12 protein-coding genes are annotated in these 18,137 nt (G+C 47.6%); 4 read left to right on the forward strand and 8 right to left on the reverse strand.

Features of this window, described 5'->3' with window-relative positions:
• Together DC20_RS04395 and DC20_RS04400 are read right to left on the reverse strand one after the other, a co-directional pair.
• Positions 1-2,205: a family 43 glycosylhydrolase gene (locus tag DC20_RS04395; protein WP_071885377.1), complete on the reverse strand. Its 2,205-nt coding sequence runs from the start codon at positions 2,203-2,205 to the stop codon at positions 1-3.
• Between the two features lie 219 nt (positions 2,206-2,424).
• On the reverse strand, positions 2,425-4,767 hold the full coding sequence (locus DC20_RS04400; protein WP_062545789.1) for a beta-galactosidase: 2,343 nt from the start codon (positions 4,765-4,767) through the stop codon (positions 2,425-2,427).
• 455 nt (positions 4,768-5,222) lie between these two features.
• Here DC20_RS04400 and DC20_RS04405 point away from each other — a divergent pair, with 455 nt between their 5' ends.
• The 4 genes from DC20_RS04405 to DC20_RS04420 all read left to right on the forward strand — a co-directional run bounded on the left by DC20_RS04405 (position 5,223) and on the right by DC20_RS04420 (position 10,450).
• Positions 5,223-6,224: a glycoside hydrolase family 43 protein gene (locus DC20_RS04405; protein ID WP_062542723.1), complete on the forward strand. Its 1,002-nt coding sequence runs from the start codon at positions 5,223-5,225 to the stop codon at positions 6,222-6,224.
• A gap of 220 nt (positions 6,225-6,444) precedes the next feature.
• A complete protein-coding gene (locus DC20_RS04410; RefSeq protein ID WP_062542724.1) occupies positions 6,445-8,490 on the forward strand; it encodes a DUF2264 domain-containing protein in 2,046 nt (681 codons plus the stop codon).
• 128 nt (positions 8,491-8,618) lie between these two features.
• Positions 8,619-9,497, forward strand: a complete 879-nt coding sequence (locus tag DC20_RS04415) for a glycoside hydrolase family 16 protein (RefSeq protein ID WP_062542725.1) — start codon at positions 8,619-8,621, stop codon at positions 9,495-9,497.
• Between the two features lie 158 nt (positions 9,498-9,655).
• A complete protein-coding gene (locus DC20_RS04420) occupies positions 9,656-10,450 on the forward strand; it encodes a 3-keto-disaccharide hydrolase (protein WP_062545790.1) in 795 nt (264 codons plus the stop codon).
• Positions 10,451-10,698: 248 nt separating this feature from the next.
• Here DC20_RS04420 and DC20_RS04425 read toward each other — a convergent pair whose 3' ends face one another.
• The 6 genes from DC20_RS04425 to DC20_RS04450 all read right to left on the reverse strand — a co-directional run bounded on the left by DC20_RS04425 (position 10,699) and on the right by DC20_RS04450 (position 17,755).
• Positions 10,699-11,850, reverse strand: a complete 1,152-nt coding sequence (locus DC20_RS04425; protein ID WP_083470237.1) for a glycoside hydrolase family 88/105 protein — start codon at positions 11,848-11,850, stop codon at positions 10,699-10,701.
• A gap of 70 nt (positions 11,851-11,920) precedes the next feature.
• Positions 11,921-13,285, reverse strand: coding sequence for a BNR repeat-containing protein (locus tag DC20_RS04430; protein WP_071885378.1), 1,365 nt, complete (start codon positions 13,283-13,285; stop codon positions 11,921-11,923).
• 42 nt (positions 13,286-13,327) lie between these two features.
• Positions 13,328-14,542 (reverse strand): glycoside hydrolase family 43 protein, encoded by a 1,215-nt coding sequence (locus DC20_RS04435; protein WP_083470238.1) that lies wholly within the window; start codon positions 14,540-14,542, stop codon positions 13,328-13,330.
• Positions 14,543-15,122: 580 nt separating this feature from the next.
• Positions 15,123-16,361: a DUF2264 domain-containing protein gene (locus tag DC20_RS04440; RefSeq protein ID WP_062542726.1), complete on the reverse strand. Its 1,239-nt coding sequence runs from the start codon at positions 16,359-16,361 to the stop codon at positions 15,123-15,125.
• A gap of 265 nt (positions 16,362-16,626) precedes the next feature.
• Complete coding sequence (locus tag DC20_RS04445; protein ID WP_062542727.1) at positions 16,627-16,986, reverse strand: hypothetical protein; 360 nt, start codon at positions 16,984-16,986, stop codon at positions 16,627-16,629.
• Positions 16,987-17,140: 154 nt separating this feature from the next.
• Complete coding sequence (locus tag DC20_RS04450) at positions 17,141-17,755, reverse strand: RNA polymerase sigma factor (RefSeq protein ID WP_062542728.1); 615 nt, start codon at positions 17,753-17,755, stop codon at positions 17,141-17,143.
• Positions 17,756-18,137: the final 382 nt, after the last annotated feature.

An 18,137-nucleotide genomic window follows, 5' to 3' on the forward strand; every position in this document is an offset into this window, starting at 1 on the left:
TTACAGCTTTACAGGTTTAATTCCCTCATGGGTGGGTTTTACCTGCTTGATGGTACCATCCTGATTGAACTCCATTCTGTCAATGGACACCTCGCGGTTAAACCCGGCGGCACTGCCCATGGTAATCCCTTTTGGATAGTTGAACCGGTGGTAGACAATGTACCACTCGTCTTTGCCCGGCACCTGAATAACTGAATTGTGGCCCGTGGCATAGATACCTGTAGCAGGGTCTTTGGCGACGACCAGGTTATTAGCCGGAACCGTGATTTTTCCTAAGGGTGAGGTCATTGTTCCGTACCGTACCCGGTAGTTCTCGCTACGGGTGTCATCCTCGGACCACATCACGTAATAGGTTCCGTTTCTGAAAAACACGTGGGTTCCTTCTCTGAAGGTCCTATCTGGCGTGAGTACTTTAGTGCTATTAGGCTTGATAGACACCATGTCTTCGTTTAGTTCGGCACCGGCCATGTAGCCATTCCCCCAATACAAATAACTCTTTCCAGTTTTAGGATCAGTGAACACATCCGGGTCAATTTGCTGGCCGCCTTTCACCCCCTCAGGGAATTTATCTACTAACGGTTTACCTGAATCTACAAAAGGGCCAGTAGGGCTGTCTGACATCGCTACCCCTATCTTTTGAGCCGCCGTGAAGTAATAGAAGTACTTGTACTGGCCGTTTACCTTTTTCTCAATGATAGCAGGAGCCCAGGCATTCCTTTTTCCCCAGCTCACGTCTTTGGGTAAATCCAGAATTACTCCTTCATCTTTCCAGTTCACCAGATCACTGGAAGAAAAGGTCTTGAAATAAGTACCCGACCAGCCGTTGAACCCGTCGCTGGTTGGATAAATGTAATACCTGCCCGTCTTCTCAGCATAGATGATATCTGGATCAGCGAAGTAGCCTTCCAGTATCGGGTTACGGGCCTCAAGTGCCGTAACGGTATAGGTCTGGGGTTCCTGGCCCTTAATCCCTACTGTGTAGTTTACTCCTCCTTTGGTAAAATCGCCCTCAGAACGGGATACTTTTATGCCGGGAAAGGTGATGAACTCTGGGTTGAGGGAGCTTAGATTGGTACCCGCCTTCACGGGCAAACGAAGCGTCTTTTTAGTTGAGTCAATTGCCACGTTTATCTTTTTGATTTCCTGCGCCTGCGCAGAAAGCAGCACATCTTCGGCCCTCATCCACTTACTTACCAATGCTTCAGATTCTTGGGCGGTGATTGGAATAACAGTACCATGGCGCGGGTGAAAATTCATGGACACGTCCTGGTCTACTACGGTAAAATTCTCCAGATCAGTGGTCCTGGTGAACTGGTATCTGCCTTTGGTGTACACGTCATACATGAGAATGTAACCGGGCTCATTGATCAGCTTAAATACCCCCGCTCCTTCTACCGGGTCTGTAGTCTGTTGCACGTAGCGGTCTTTCAACACATAGCCTTCGGTCAGTTTATCAGAGACGGCCACCTTTATGCCTGAGCCCTGCCCCTCGGTTTTAAAGAACAGGTGGTACTTGCCGTCTTTGAAGACAATGTCGCCATCAATGGCGGCACCGTTGGTTGGACTGAAGTACAGTTGCTTGGGCTCGCTTTCCAGATCAGTAAATTCTTTGTTTGCATAGGCATAGTAGATTTTATCCGGGTCTTCGCCGTGCTTCATAGAGAAGTAAACCATATACTTTTTGGCCTCAGGGTCATAAATGGTCTGGGGAGCCCATACCCTTAGCAGGTTCTCGTTTCCCGGGAACCGTTTCTGTATGTTGACCACGCTGGAGGTCCAGTTAACCAGGTCTGTAGATTTCAACAGGACCATGGCCCGGTTGGAGCTCCAGCCGTTTGCCGACACCATGTCGGTCACCACCATGTAAAAGGTCTTTCCATCGGCACCGCGCAAAATATGCGGGTCACGCACTCCGCCGGTAGAACTAATCTGGGCAGAAGGAATGATAGGCTGGTTTCCGTTAAGAGCCCGGTAATTATACCCGTCATTGCTGATGGCAAACCTGATAGCCTCTTCCTCTTTTGTGTTCCCGGTAAAATAAGCGAACAGGTACGCACTGTAGTTCTCCTGCGGGCTTTTGGTGTTTTGGGCCGAAGACCCAGAATTGGTTGTAATCTGTTGTGTGCAGGCAGACACAAGTAAAATCAAGGCAACACAAAGGCTTAGGCAGCTTTTCATCAAATCTTTTTCAATAGGTTTATCCATAGGTGCTGATTTCCTACAAACGGAGGAGTGCTTATTAAGACGGTTCATACAAGAGTAGAGTTGGCAGGAGCAATTTTTAGACACTTTGCACGAAGGTTGTATAGAAGAGGCTGGATCTCATTAATTGCAGAGGCACCGCTTATATGTAAAGTAGATTTATCTGAAGTAGAAAAAGGAGGCAAATGCCTCCCTTTTCTACTTCAGATAAAATGCTATTTGCTACATCTTGAACGGAGTGTCTTTGACGTAAACCCGGTAATCTTTCACCATTCCGGAGGTGTTTTTGTCTGATCTTGGCAGATACCGGAAGCCCTTTACAGTGACTGATTCTCCTAAATCAATGACCAATTGGTGCGGGTGCTTTGGTTTTGCTGCGCCGTATTGGGTATGCCAGAAGGTAGATTCCTGCTGGTCATACACGCGGTCAGCAGCGTTGTTAGCTGAGGTTACTTCTTCGCTGTCGGCGTAAACTACTTTCCACTTCAGGCGCGAGATGGGGTTTCCTTTCTCATCCAATAATTCCAGTTCTGCTACAGAGGTAAACGGTTCATCTGGTTTTTGCGCGCTCAAAGCTTCAAAGCAGAAATAACGTCCGGTTACAGCCTTGTCAAACTTGGCCTCTTGCCAGGCGCTTACCGCCGGGAACGAGCCCGTGTGCGCCGGATTCTCGCCAGCTAAGTCCAGCTGTTGTCCTTTGGACCGGTGCAGCAAAGATTCATCTGCCCGAAGCTGGTCCAATATAGGTTCTTTCAAGCCTGCAACGGTTACTGCCTCCGGCTGGTCCACGTCCAGTACGATGATCTCGTTCTTGCCTTTCTTGAGCCACACGCCCGGCACGAACAACGTTTGTTGGGGACCGATTTTCCAAAAACGGCCCAAATTCTGGCCGTTTACCCACACCATGCCTTTGCCCCATTTGCTTACATCTAAGAAAGTATCGCCGGTTTGGTTCAGGTTGAATGTTCCCCGGTACCAAGCCGGTCCGGTTGCCGTTCCTTTTTTGAATTTGGCTTTCTTTTGGAAGTCATACTCCACCGGGAAATTATAAACCAGCCAGTTCTTGAGTTCGGTTGTTTTCGTGCCGTTAGACACTTCCACCTTCTCTGTGATGCCTTTCCGGTCAATGATTGCCTTGCCATAGTTTACCCGGCCTGTAGCTTCCACCAAGATATCCATTTGCGCATCACCAGTAAAGGCGGGCAGTTTCAAGGCATTATCGCCTCTGCGGCGGTCCAGTTTTCCTACTTGTTTTCCGTTCACGAATACCGTGGCCCAGTCATGCACATCTGTGATTTGCAGTCTCTGCCCGGAAGCCGAGGCAGGCACGGTAGTGCGGTACAGGATGCGGCCCCACCCCTGGTCAAAGTTCTCCATGGGTTGAATCCGCTCGGTTTTGTTTGCTTTGGGTAAGTTCGAGAACAATTCGGCACTTTCATTTAACGCAAAAGCAGGAATTGAAATAATTGTCTTGGCGGCCGGAATCTCCCCTAAGGTCTCACCTTCCTGCAGGTAGTTCTTGAGCAAGTCACGTACCGCGAAGAACTTTTCGGTGGTATTGCCTTGCTCACCTACAGGGGCATTGTAGTCATAGGAAGTGGCCATGGCCGAATAAGGAGGTGCATTGGCGCCACCCCACTGCCCAAATGAAGTACCGCCGTGCGCCATGTACAAACTGAAGGAGATCTTGCGGTCCATCATGTCTTTCAGGCTCCCGATGAAGCTGCTCACTGAGCGGGTTTCGTGCGGGCGTCCCCAATGGTCAAACCAACCCGACCAGTACTCGCTGCACATGAGCGGCGCAGTTGGGTACATTTCTTGGAACGCCTTGAAGCTATTGTCTATGTTGGTGCCTGCTCCAAAGTTGAGCGTGGTGGCCACACCGTCTAGTTTGTACTTGTTGAAGTTAGAAGGCCAGTCACAGCGGAAAAGCTGCACCTTGTCAAACCCAGCCTCACGCACCGCGTCACGGGTAGCTTCCATGTAGGCTTGCTCATTGCCGAAAGTGGCATACTCATTCTCCACCTGCACCATGATAATGTTCCCGCCATTCTGGATCTGCATGGGCGCTAACTGTTCGGCAGCCTCTTTCAGGAACAGCTTGGTACGGTCCATAAAATAAGGATCTTGCAGGGTTCGTACCTGTACGTCTTCTTTTTTCAAAAGCCACCAGGGCAGACCACCCATGTCCCACTCTGCGCACACGTACGGACCAGGGCGCACAATGCAGTACATGCCGTTCTTCTGCACCAGTTTCACAAACTCTGCTACATCGTTCTGGCCTTTGAAGTCAAACTGGCCAGGCTGCTGCTCGTGCAGGTTCCAGAACAGGTAAATGCAGACGGTGTTCATGCCCATGGCTTTGCTCAGCTTGATGCGGTGCTCCCAGTATTCACGTGGAATACGCGGATAGTGCAGTTCTGCCGCCCTAATCACGAAGGGTTTGCCGTTGAGCAGGAATTCTTTGTTCCCAAGGGTAAAGGTACCGGGCTTGTCACCCAATTGTTGTGCCTGGCCAGTAAGGGTGAGCAGACAAAAGAGAAGTAAAACGTAAATATTTCGCATGAATGGGTAAAGGAAAACTAAGCACAGAAGCGGTGATAGCATGGGTATTGCTTTCAAGGCAACTCATGACCTCTCCCGCTCATGATTACAGAGCACGAGTTAGCTCTTTTTGGACATATTTTTTTCAAACTTCCATATAAACTGGCAAGCTGCGCATCAGACTCTTCAGAGCTACTTTTTTAAGCACCTCCAGAAAGTTGCTGTTTTTAGCATTTTTTCTTCATTATAGGTGTAAATCAACATTTGTACGCTCCTCTTTTGTCTAAAAAGCTACTAATGTATACTCTAGTAGTTACACGGTTCTAACGCTTTACCAATAAACAAAGAATCTTTTACAGGTTCACTAGCCAGAAATACTACTAGTCGCTTATAGGCCGGTTTTCAAAAAGCAACACAAAAACAGGAACAGAGCAGGTGATACGCCTGACTTAACCCACAACTATTGATAAGATACTATGAAAAACTATCTACTTGCTCTGCTTGGTTATTTTTTGCTTCCCTTACTGGGTATAGCCCAGCAAAGAGGCACTAATGAGATCAGAGAAAATGTCCCCCTAGATTCTATTATCATGAGTGATCCGTTCATTCTAGCAGACAAAAAAACCAACACGTACTACATGACCGGTACCGGAGGAATGCTGTGGGAAAGCAAGGACCTGAAATCCTGGAAAGGACCTTTTAAGGTGGCCAAAACAGACCCTAACTCCTGGATGGGCCCCAAACCGATGATCTGGGCCGCCGAGATCCATCCATATAAAAAAAAGTACTATTACTTCGCCACCTTTACAAACCAAGCCGTTAAGATTGACACCGTACAAGGGAATGTGATAGAACGCCGCGCCAGCCATGTCTTGGTAAGCGACAAACCAAATGGGCCTTACGCACCCATGAAAGACCCTACCTATTTGCCGGCTAATCAGCCTACTTTAGATGGAACTTTCTGGATTGATAAAGACGGCAAGCCTTACATGGTGTATTGCTACGAGTGGTTGCAGAACCTGAATGGCACCATTGAAAAGATAGAGCTAAAACCTGATCTAAGTGGTACCATTGGCAAAGGGAAAGTGCTGTTCAGAGCCTTTGATTCTCCCTGGAGTCGTGACAAAGACAAGTCCGGCAAAGAAGGCCCCCACAAAGTAACAGACGGCCCTTACCTATTCAAAACCGGAACCGGACGGCTGGGAATGATATGGACCAGCTGGGTTCACGATGTATACACCCAGGGAGTAGCCTACTCTAAAAGCGGAACTCTGGACGGCCCCTGGATTCATGAAAAAGACCCCATCACCCCTCCTAATTACGGGCACGGCATGTTGTTCCATACCTTGCAAGGCAAACTGCTAATGTCAGTCCATAGCCACCGAAGTGTTAACGGCAGATACCTCCGAATTCCCCGTTTATTTGAGGTAGATGTATCTGGTGATAAGTTGGTGGTAGGTAAATTATACAAACCCTGAGAAAGCATAAGAATGTAGTAGGCCTGATTTCTGGAAAGTAAAACCTGCCACTATAACCCTATTTGACGTGCTGTAATCCAAAAGTCAGTAGTAAGGACAACGGTAGGCAGGTACAGGCCATAAACTGTTCATTTGGTATTCCACAGCATCATTTTAAGCTCACTGCTCCTCCTGAGAGCTGTTTATTTCTATCAATCGCTATTCCAATCTTTATTTCTACATGAAGTATTTCCCCAAAGCGCTTTTGTTATCTGCTTTTCTGCTCACGGGTAATCTGCTGAAGGCGCAGTCTGAGGCTAACCCGGTAAAGGCAGAGGCCGGCCAGAAAACCTTCCAGTTGGTCAATCCCGATTTTATGACCAGTCCGCACACGGGTATGACTAGGAAGCACTGGAAAGACGCGGCGCACTACCTGCTCACGGGGGCTTTCAGCTACGTGAAGACATTGGATGATCCTATGGTGTTTCCCAAGCAGCCGGGCAAGAGCTACCCGCGCGACGGCGTGCACACCAACACCGAAATGCTGGAAGGCCTCTGCCGTACCTTGTTCATGGCAGTTCCCCTGCTCAAAGAGAACCCTAATCTGGAGATCAACGGAATTAAAGTAGCGGAATACTACCGCCATCAGCTGGTAAGATTAAGTGACCCTACCAGCCCCACGTACGTGAAGCCGCGATCGAGCAACGGAGGACCCAGCCAGATCCTGGTGGAGTTCGGCGGTTTGGCCGTATCGCTTTTCTATGTGCCGGAAGTTTTGTGGGCGCCGCTTACCCCCACGCAGAAAGAAACCCTTGCCAAGACCATGCTCAGCTACGGCGACGGACCCACCATTGCCTCTAACTGGCGGTTCTTCAACATCTTCGTGATGAGTTTCTTCAAAGAGCAGGGCTACCGAGTAAATGAAAAGCTGATGCTGGAGTACGTAGACAAATCTTTAGAGCAGTACCGGGGCCAAGGCTGGTACAATGATAGCCCGGCCTATGACTACTACAGCATGTGGGCGTTTCAGATGTATGGACCGCTGTGGTCAGAGTTTTTCGGGAAGAAGCATTATCCGGAGTACGCCGCCAAGTTCATGGCGAATTTCAAAGAAGTGAATGACAACTACCCGTACCTGTTTGGGCGGGATGGGAAGATGATTATGTGGGGCCGCAGCATTGCTTACCGTTTCGCCGCCGCCGTTCCGTTCCCACTGATGGGCCTGGCCCAGGAGCCCGGCACCAACTACGGCTGGATGCGCAGAATCGCCTCCGGGTCTATGCTGCAGTTCCTGCAGAACCCCGACTTCATGGCCCCTGATAACATTCCTACATTGGGCTTTTACGGGGCCTTTGAACCCGCCGTACAGATCTACAGCGCCCGTGCCAGCGTATTCTGGATGGGCAAAGCTTTCCTGGGCTTGATTGTGCCCGAAGGCAACCCGTTCTGGACCGAGAAAGAAAATGAGGGTGCCTGGGAAAAAGAGCTGGACAAAGGAAAGGTCTACAACAAGTTTCAGGAAGGCTCCAAAATACTAATTACCGATTACCCCAACATTGGAGCCGCCGAGGTGCGGGCCTGGTGCCATGAAACGGTCGCCAAAGACTGGCAATTGTTTCGGTCCACCGAGAACTACAACCGCCTTTCATACAACAGCGCATTCCCGTGGCAAGCCGATGGAAAAAACGGGGAAGTGGCGATGAACTACGTCTTCAAAAACAAGAAAAATGAATGGGAAGCCCTGCGGCTCTATACCTTTAAGAAGTTTGAAGACGGCATCTACTACCGCGATGTAGTACTGGAAACCAGCGACAATATCAAACTCAACCTGGCCGACATCACCCTGCCCAACGGCATCCTGAGGATAGACCGGAACATCAGCACCGAAGCTTCCCAAGTACGGCTGGGTCACTATGCCTTGCCCCAGAAGAACGGACCCATCAAAGAGCAATCAAGAAAAGTGAAAGGCCACCAGGTGCGGATTATTGATAATGGGGAGTATCAACTGGCAATGGTTTCGCTTACCGGGTGGGATGGAATGGAAACTGTGAAGGCCACAGGATTGCACCCTGTCAGTCAGGAAAGTTCCGTGATCAACGCCACGGGTAGTTTCCAGCCGCAGCAACAAGCCGAGGTGTACGCTACCCTGATGCTCTGGAAGAAATCTGGGGAGAAATGGACGGATGATGAGCTGGTGCCCGTGAAAAAGCTGGAACACTCCGCAAAGGACAAAACCGTTACCGTTGCCTTCAGGAAAGGCGAGAAGAAGTTGGTTCGTTTTGAGTAGATCTTTTGAAAGGACGTTTGCCAGATGCTTATTAAAGCAGCTTTTTACGGCCTTTTTCACAAAAGGACAGCTAAAACAACCATACACCGCTTCCAAAGTTTTGCCTATAATCTTCAACACGAATCAAAATGAGAATCAATACGCGGTGGGCACTTTTGGGGGTAGCAGTAGCGGGCCTTTTCTCCTGCAGTAAAAAGCAGTTTGCTTACCAACCCACCACGCTGCCCCCTGCCCAACTAGAAGGATATGCCTTGGTATGGCATGATGAATTCAATACCAAGGGAAAACCCGATGCGGCCAGTTGGGACTATGAAAAAGGCTTTGTGCGAAACGAAGAGCTCCAGTGGTACCAACCCGAAAATGCCAACCTCGCCGACGGGGTTTTGGTGATTCACGGAAAGCGAGAAGAAGTGAAGAACCCGTTTTATGAGGAGGGTGCCAAAGATTGGAGACGAAAACGTGAATACGCCCATTATACGGCGGCCAGTATCAACACCCGGGGCAAAAAAGAATTTCAGTACGGCATCATTGAGGTTAGAGCCAGAATTGACACCTCCCTGGGCATGTGGCCCGCCATCTGGACCCTAGGCGTGAGCAAACGCTGGCCGGCAAACGGAGAGGTAGACATCATGGAGTACTACCGGGCAGACGGCAAACCCGCCATTCTGGCCAACGCCGCCTGGGCAGATGAACAAATGAAAGCTGTTTGGGACAGTGAAAAAATTCCGTTCACGCACTTTCTGGAAAAGGATGCCGATTGGGCCAACAAGTTCCACGTTTGGAAAATGGACTGGACCGAGGAATCCATCAAACTTTACTTGGATGATGAGTTATTGAACCAGATTGATCTGACCAAAACGCTCAACGCCGATGGCTTCAATCCTTTCCATCAACCGCATTACATCTTACTAAATCTTGCCATAGGCGGAAATGGCGGCGACCCCTCCAATACTCCTTTCCCTAAAAAGTATGTGGTAGACTATGTGCGGGTCTATCAAAAGAAATAATGGGTAAGGGGCTGCTGGAATGGCAACGAGGGTCTCAGTTTGTAGGGGTGTGGTAAAGTTCATCATGAAACCTCTATCTTAGGATACCACAACCTGCTGTAGGAAAAGGAGCCTGCCAAATAATTAGTTTTAGAACGATGCCTCCAAAAACCATAACCATGAACTTCAAGACTATTCTGTTGGCCGTAGCGTTGCTGCCTGTTATTTCCTGTTCCTCTTCGTTCCACCAGAAAACAGGTGGGCAGAAAGAATGGCAAACGCTTTTCAATGGCAAAGATCTGAAAGATTGGACTGTGAAGATTCACCACCATGAGGTGGGAGACAACTACGCACAGACCTTTAGGGTGAAAGATGGTGTTTTGCAGGTGAACTATGATGATTATAAAACTTTTGATAACCGCTATGGGCATCTGTTTTACAAAAAGCCTTTTTCTTCCTTTCATCTAAAGTGGGAATACCGCTTTACCGATCAATGGTTGCAAGATGCCCCAAGCTACACGGTTAAGAACAGCGGCATCATGTTCCATTCTCAGAGCCCGGAATCCATCTTAAAAGAGCAGGACTGGCCAATCTCCGTGGAGTTTCAATTACTGGCAGGTCTGGGAGACGGAAAGCCGCGCCCTACGGGGAATATGTGTTCCCCGGGAACCGATGTGGTGTATGAAGGCAAAATAGATCCGCGCCATTGTATCAATTCTTCCTCCAAAACATTTGAGTGGAACCAATGGGTAAAGGCTGAATTGATTGTGCTGGGTGACTCTTTAGTAAAGCATGTGATCAATGGTGATACAGTACTGCAATACACACAGCCCCAAATTGGAGGGGGCGTCGCCAATAACTATGACCCGGCCATCAAGCAAGACGGGAAACCATTGACCCAAGGCTACATCGGACTACAGAGTGAAGGACAAGGAATTGAATTTAAGGATATCAAGATTAAGGAACTGAACTAGAAACGCCTTGGAAGTTGAAACACAGATGGTGTTTTCAATTTCCAGGGCGTTTGATAACTGACAGTTTATTGGAGGAGCAAAGCTTTTTAAGAATGATTGAGTAAAACGCCCTCCTCTCGAAAATCACTAAGACTGAATCTTCTCCAATCTGAAGCCCGGTTGCAAATCAAGTATCTAGTAATGGCATAAGTGCACCAAACCGTTTAGGGCTGATTTTCTAAAAACAAGATCTAAACAGATAAAGGTTTTCAATCAAGAAGACGATACATTTCAGAGGCGGCAAGAAGGAAAGCCCCTACCCCAAAACCCGTGGTGGAATTAACGTCTACCACCTGACCAGGAATGGCTCTCTCCCCGATGGGTTGCACGTATCCTATTTTCCCGTTCGGCTGCAAGGCCGTGTTAGTTAAATAATGGTAGCCTTTGGCAGCCACAGGCAGATATACTTTCTTGCTCAGCAAACCATTGTTGATGCCCCAAAGGAAGCCATAGGTAAAGAAGGCGGTTCCGCTGGTTTCAGGGCCAGGGGCATGCGCCGGATCCAGCATGCTGCGGGTCCAATATCCTTCTGGCTGTTGCGCGCTGGCAACTGCGCTGGCCATGTCTTTGAACCGTTGTTCGTACTCTTTCCGGTGAGGGTCGTTTTTGGGCAAATCCTGCAAAACCTTGGCAAAACCGGCAAATACCCATCCATCGCCTCGAGCCCAGAAATCCTTCTTCCCGTTGGCACTTTTGTGTTTGGGGTACACGTACTTGGCATCACGGTAGTACAGTTTCTGCTCTGGGTCATACATGATGGAGTTGGAGTAGCTCAGGTACTCATGCAATTTCTCCAGGTATTGCTTGTTCCCGGTTACCTTGTACAGCTTCGTCATGACAGGCATGACCATATACAAGCCGTCGGCCCACCACCAGTAATCACTTTTGGGCGTGCTCATCTGGTACTCCATCACCTCGCGGGCACGGGCTATTTTCTTGTCATCCTTCGCGCCCTCCATGCAGTACAGGTCAATGTAGGTCTGGAAACAGATCTGCCAATCCCCGAACAGCACATAGTCATCCTTTTCTCCGTAGCTGTATTTCCAATCAGCCTTGTTGGTTGATTTGGCTCCCATCCATTGGTTTTTCTCAGCCCAGGCCTCAGAGTATTTGCGGTAGGCTTCATTACGGGTGACTTTGTAAGCCTCCATGTTTCCGGTGTGGTAGGCGGCTACGTCCCAGAAAGCCCATCCGGGATTTGGGTTAGCTTGCTGCCAGTAAGTGTTGGCCCGGTTCAGTTGCCCAGCTACCTCTTTTTCAGATTTGGGCAAAAGAGGATGTTTAGGTTTCCCAATGGCAGCAACGGCCCAGGAGGCAAGCAACAAAAGGAGGAATGTACTTAAGGCTTTTTTCTGAATCATAATCTCTTAAATGCGTGGAGGAACAAATCAATTTACTGGTACTTTGGGAAAAACAGGTTCAAAACAGCAGCTAAAACCTGGGTTTCCACTCTACCACCTGGATGGGTTGCGGGGGAATACTGGCTCGGCCTTCGCCGTCTACTTGGTCTACTTTCTGCACAAACAGGTTCAGAACTTGCTTTTCCTTCCAGAGTTCGGTGTCATAGGTGGGCTCCCAAGAACCTAAAGACTCCTGCGTCAAATCCATGATGGTCCATTCCCGGTCAGACAGCTTGTCTATGACCAAGGCCGAGGCTTTGCTGCCTCTCTCCTCATCCCGGAAGATCAAAAGCACAGATGCCTTATCACCAGCATTCTTCACCATAACCTGAGGCCTGGCGATGGGAATGCGCTTGGTTCCCACCCCACTCAGGCTGAAAGGAGTCTTCCGGAAGTCCAGTTCTAGCTTCTGCCAGGCCCTGCCGTCATGGTACACCAGGTGGTACTGCGGAATGGTGGAGCCAGCCTCGCGCCAGTAAGTAGCAATGAAGGGGTTTCCCTCCTCATCAGCAGCCATAGACGTCTGGTTGATTAGCTCGCTGTTTTGCGGAATAGCCATCGCTTTCTCTGAGGTAGCCTCGTTGATGGGTAAGGTATATTGTTCGCCGGTTGATTTCTGCCAGGTCTTGCCACCGTCTAAAGAGCGGGCGTAGCCCAGGTCGTGGTTACTGGCTACGTTCGGGCTTTCGCGCCACACCCAAGACACGTGGATGGTTCCCTTCTTGTCAAGGTACGCCTGCCAATAGGCGTTCCGTTTTCCCTCTCCGTTGATCAGGTTGCTGTGCAGTTGGGTCCATTGCTGGGTGTTGGCATCATAGCTGTTGATGACCATGTTGCCCTGCCCAGACCCCCCGTCGCGGTAGAAGAACATCAGGTTGCCGTTGGGCAGCCGGTAGAACTCGGGGTATGAGACGGCCTGCTCCTTCTGGCCGGTCATGGGCATCTTGCCAGACATCTGTAGGGAGCCGGGGCTCAGGCTGCGGGCGTAATTAAGTTTGTTATTGTGGTGGTCCCAAGACAGGTGCAGGAAACCTTTGCCATCTACCATAAGACTGATAGTGTTGTGGGCATCAGCGGCATTTCCCTTGAAATTTGTCTTCTGGATCTCCCATGTATCTGCCCCGCTTTTCCGTTTGGCAAGCACCACTGCCTGGTCTGCGTCATACCAGGCGGTATACTGTACACCTTGGAAGGTTACCAGCGAATTCTTCCGGAAAGCCACTACGTTCACCGAGTTGTTTGCCCAGCCACCCGGAGCTACCTGGGTTACCTTTGGTTCACTTGTCACTTCCCCCGTTCCTGCTTTAAAGGAATTACAGGCATTTGCTCCCAGCAAAAAAGCAAAAGTGATTGTACAAATGGAGACTTTCCGAAGATTATTAGAACTATACTTCATGTACTTATTTACTACTCATTCAAGGATGGTATTGGCAAGGGTTTACGGGAGCTTACCTAAAGGCAGCTTTCTCTTTCCCTGAAGGGGAGGATTTTGCTTTTTGTTTTTATCGAAGAATTCAAGGCTCCACTCCTCCTGCCATTTTAGAACTGGCTTATCTTCTTCAAAGATAATAGGTAACCAAACATACCGTCCGTCTATCGGGTTTTTAGGCCGCCAGCGATCTGCCATAAAAATGAAAGCGTCTTTTTTGCCCTGCACTGGCAGGATGTAAGTTCCCTGCGATTCAAAGGTTAAGTTTGCCCGCTCCCCTACACACGGGTTCCCTAAGGCAGTCCAGGGTCCCATCACAGATTCAGCGACAAAAGACCTAGCCGCATTGGGGTCCCAACCGGTGCAGCCGGAAGTGATCATGTAGTATCTGCCTTTCCGTTTGCAGATGGCTGGTGCTTCATTATGCCCAGCTGGCGCTAATACACTCCACTTGCCAGTGAAAGACAGATAATCATTAGATAGCTCAGAGATGTGCAATGTCAGGTTCTCTTCTGAAGAATGGATGTGGTAGGCTTTTCCGTCGTCATCTACAAATACGGTCATGTCTCTGGACATTTGACCTTGCTCCAGATCCCGTCTTATAAACAGACCATCTTTCACTTCTTTGGTCCATTCCGGTGTCCACCATTTCAGATTAGTTGCATCTACCTGTTTTTCCTTTAGGTCTGCTGGTACGTTTACAGGCCAAATTCCTGCATTGGGGCGGTATGACTTTAGGTAGGTATAGGGCCCGGTAGGGTTATCACTGGTAGCCACGCCAGTTCTGGCAGCTTCATACCCTTTGCCTTTGAGTTCCAGGTGAAACCACATCACAAACTTTTTGGTCCTGGCATTGTAGACCACCTTAGGTCTTTCAATAACACAGCCCTTAATGATTTCAGAAGTAGAATCGGCCTCTTCTACTTTCAAAACGATGCCTTCGTTCTTCCAGGAGGTAAGGTCTTTTGACGAATAGGCACCTACCCCAAACAACGTGCTGTTACCCCGCCGTCCCTCAGTTTTGTGCTCACCAAACCAGTAGTAAGTGCCTTTGTAGTACAGGATGCCTCCGCCGTGGGCATTGATGTGCTTCCCCTCAGTATCTGGCCAGATTTCCCCGGATTTGATGGTAGTGGTCGCTGATGCTTTTTTATTCTGGGCCACCAGCGATTGCGCCCAAGTCAGCAAAAATAAAAGTATAATGAAGCCTAACTGCCTTTTCATTTTAAAATCAGTTTAGGATTCCTTTACCGAAGAAAAGCTCCAGGTGCTTTTCAAAGCCAAGAGACATTGAAACCTTTGGTATTCATCACTACCAACAACCTGTGACAGAAATAAACAACAAGTAGTGAGTAGCTTTTGCATGGGGTACCTGGTAAACTGTTTGAAATTGAAGCTGATAGTATCAGTGATCAAGAATCCTTAGAGGAGATTTCCCCACTTTTGTAAAGAAGGTAAGCTCTAAAACCGACTATTCTCTAAGAAAGACAAAAAGCCTTTGTAGACAAACTACATCTTTCTGCTTTTCATTGGATAGAGTAGATGGTAAAGGAAATTGGACAGATATTGTTAGAAAGTTTCTGATCCAGATCATTCCTCAATAATTTAATCCATTTACAGTGTGACACCTGTCCCTCCAAACCTATAAAGTATCATTGCTTTTAAGATTAGCTTGAAACCAGTTTAATGAATCATGCCTCTCGGTTTAGAACCTTATTTTTAAAAACAGGCTCTAAACAGAAAGGCATGGCTTTTTCATTACAATGCTACTTTCATGGATGGACCAGTGCTTTAGCTCTTGATTCTACTTTAATTCCAGGGCGTGGTCTCCTTTTACGGGCTGACCACTCCAGGCTTTCACGGCTGTCCAGGGGGCTGCGGGAGAAGACCAGAAAGGATCAGACTCTGGTAAGCCGAGCGGTAAAAAGATAGTCGCGCACAGGTACAGACTTCCTGTAGTGATGTAGAAATCTGCCACGTCTGGCTGAAGTCCGTACAAGCCGATGTTTAACCAACCCTCTTTCGTGAAGGTGGTTGGCGCCTCCAGGGTCTTGTTCAGCACAGCGGTTAAAGCACTTCTTACCTGCCCCGGAGACAAAGACTCTGGCAACTGTTTCCGCAAAGCCATGTCAGCCAGGTGGTGGAAAGCACCTCCCCTGTATGCAATGGAACGACCTAGTACTGGAAAAGTGCCATCTGTGTTAATTAGACGCTCCTGTATCTCTGCGTACCGTTGCGTTATTTTCTGCAGGTTAGGCGCATACCAGTTGTAGCTTTTCCGCTTGTTGTTGACCACACTCAATATGGTAGCCAGGTAGGGTTGAATGACATAGCTGTTGTAATAATCCAGGGCGAAGTTCATCCCGTCTGAATACATTCCATCGCCTACATACCAATGATTGGCAAATTCCCTCACTCCATACTCAATGCGCACGGCATCATACTCCAGCCCGTATTGGCAAAAGAAAGTTTCAATCATGCCTGTGAAAAGAACCCAGTTTGAAAAAACGGGCATAGTGCCGCGGGTGGTTTTGAAAGCGGTAATTACCTGTTCCTTCACCTGGTTATCCAGATTCTCCCATAACCACGGACAGCGCACCAGACCCAACGCCAGGAAGGAAGCATCTACCAAAGGCTGGCCGCCATTCCACTGCATATAATCCTTTGCGGCAGGGTTCACCGAGTTCGCAACCGCTTTCAAAGCCCATTGCCGGTATTGATTACGAAGGGCTACTTCTTCTTTTGACCCGCCTTCCAGGTTTAACCAAGGCCCTATGCCACTCATTACCCGGCCAAAAGCCTCCAGATAAGATACTTTCTCCCGGGAGCTTTTATTATCAATTTTGTTGGACAGCTGCACCGGCATTCTCTCCTTTAACTTATCCTCTGCCAGGTTGGAGAGTACCGGACGCACGATCTTGTCCATCTGGCTCAGCCAAACTTTTCTATCGTTTGCTTTGGCTGAATTCTTCTTTTGCGCCTGGATGTTCAGCACCAGCCCGAATACCAGGCACCAGGTAAGTATCAATAGTTTATTTCTCATCAATTTATCTGCAGTTAGCGTTGCTGTATGCTCTAAATTTAATAAAAGTAGCGGGTACCCTAATTGCTCCTTTCCAGAAGGCTTATTGGTACCCGCGCCAGTTTACACCTTTGAAGGACGGTGTGAGTTCGTTATTTCTTGCATTGTAAGTTTATTTGATGCTCCTATTATTTTCATTGACGTTCTACCTGAGGTGGTCCTCAAAAAGGTGGTTACTTCAACACTCCGCCCTAATGCTTTCACTTAAAGGTTTGCCTCTCTTCTTTCATTTAGGGAGCGGCAGGTTAGATGGGGTATGATAGGGAGAAGGGTCCAAGGAAAAATTACCTGTAGGATTAAAGCTGGTACCTGTTTGATGAGGGGCTGTTTCCTTGGTTTTAGATTGCTGAATCTTAGCCCAGATGGAGCTTACTTTATCGTTTGAAAGACTGTATTCCTGGATGTTTATCTGCAGAACTTTCGCCCTCGCCTTCTTTATTACCTCAAGTTGTTTCGGGTTTCTTTTTATAAAATCTTGCCAGAAAGAATTATCTTCTTTGTTTTCTTCCAACACCCACCTCCAAAAGAAACTATCCTCGGCAAAGTCATCTGATGAGTAGTTTTTATAGTTATCAGACTTATCCATCTTCTATTATTCCCTTTGATATGACTAAAGAGAGATTAGTAGAATTAAAATTGGACAGGATGGCTTAACTATTTTAATGATGAACTCAAAGGTAGGAGAAGTAGGTCATTCATCTAATTCAACCGGTGTTACTCACTTTGCTGTGGATAGAAGATTAAGCAACGTTTAGATTTTTAACATTCTTTTTAAGCACCACAAGTCCCCTGCTTACCAACTTGTACACATTGTCTATGCTTAGATTCATTACCAAAGCTATCTCCTGAAAAGGAAGGTTCTTGTAGAATTTAAGAAGAATGGCTTTTCTCTGGTTGGCTGTTAACAAAAGTAAGCCCTGCCTTAAAGAAGCTTTCTGCTGAACCTTGCTTTGAGCACGAACCATCAAGTCTTCTATTGACTCATTCACCTCGCCAGTGATCCGCTCTATGTCAGAAAAGTTTTCATAAGACTGCTCTTTTCTTTTTAGCGACTCCTTGTATATTCTTCTCTTGATTGAAGCATATAGATAAAACCTTATAGAGTTGGGCACTGACAGATTAGCCCTATTTTCCCACAGATCCAGAAAAAGACCATGAATGCAATCTTCCAGCAATGCTTCGTCATCTGAATATTTGCGCCCATAATTATAAATCACCTGCAAATATTGCCCATACAAGATTCCAAAAGCTTCTTCATCTCCCAACTGGAAACGTTTCCATATTGTATCATCATGAATGTTTTTCAATTGAGTAACCTGAAGTGCGTGCTGGGGGGACTGAAAAGCTAACTGCATGGTTCCTTTATATTATAGTTTCATGGAAACGTTTCCAGATATATTCTAAAAATTAGCAATAGCCTATTTACCTATTGCTTCACACCAATGTTGTTGATGATTTAATATAAATTTAAAAGCAATTTGACAATTATGCAATAGTTGTAAATAAAACACTTAAAAATTTTAGGTATTGCTATTCTTGTCAGAAAAGGAATTCTTTTCTTAAAGGGGCAGGAATAGATGCCAAAATGGCCTTGCAAGTACTCTCCTGCTTACAAAAGCCATCATTGATTTCTGTGCAGATACTGATGAATTTTTAACACACAACCCAAACACTACTCTTCTACATGATAAAACTTATCTAATTTACCTAATAAGCAGCCTTTCCAGATTAGTTTGA

The organism is Rufibacter tibetensis, from assembly GCF_001310085.1.
GTDB classification, from domain to species: Bacteria; Bacteroidota; Bacteroidia; order Cytophagales; family Hymenobacteraceae; genus Nibribacter; species Nibribacter tibetensis.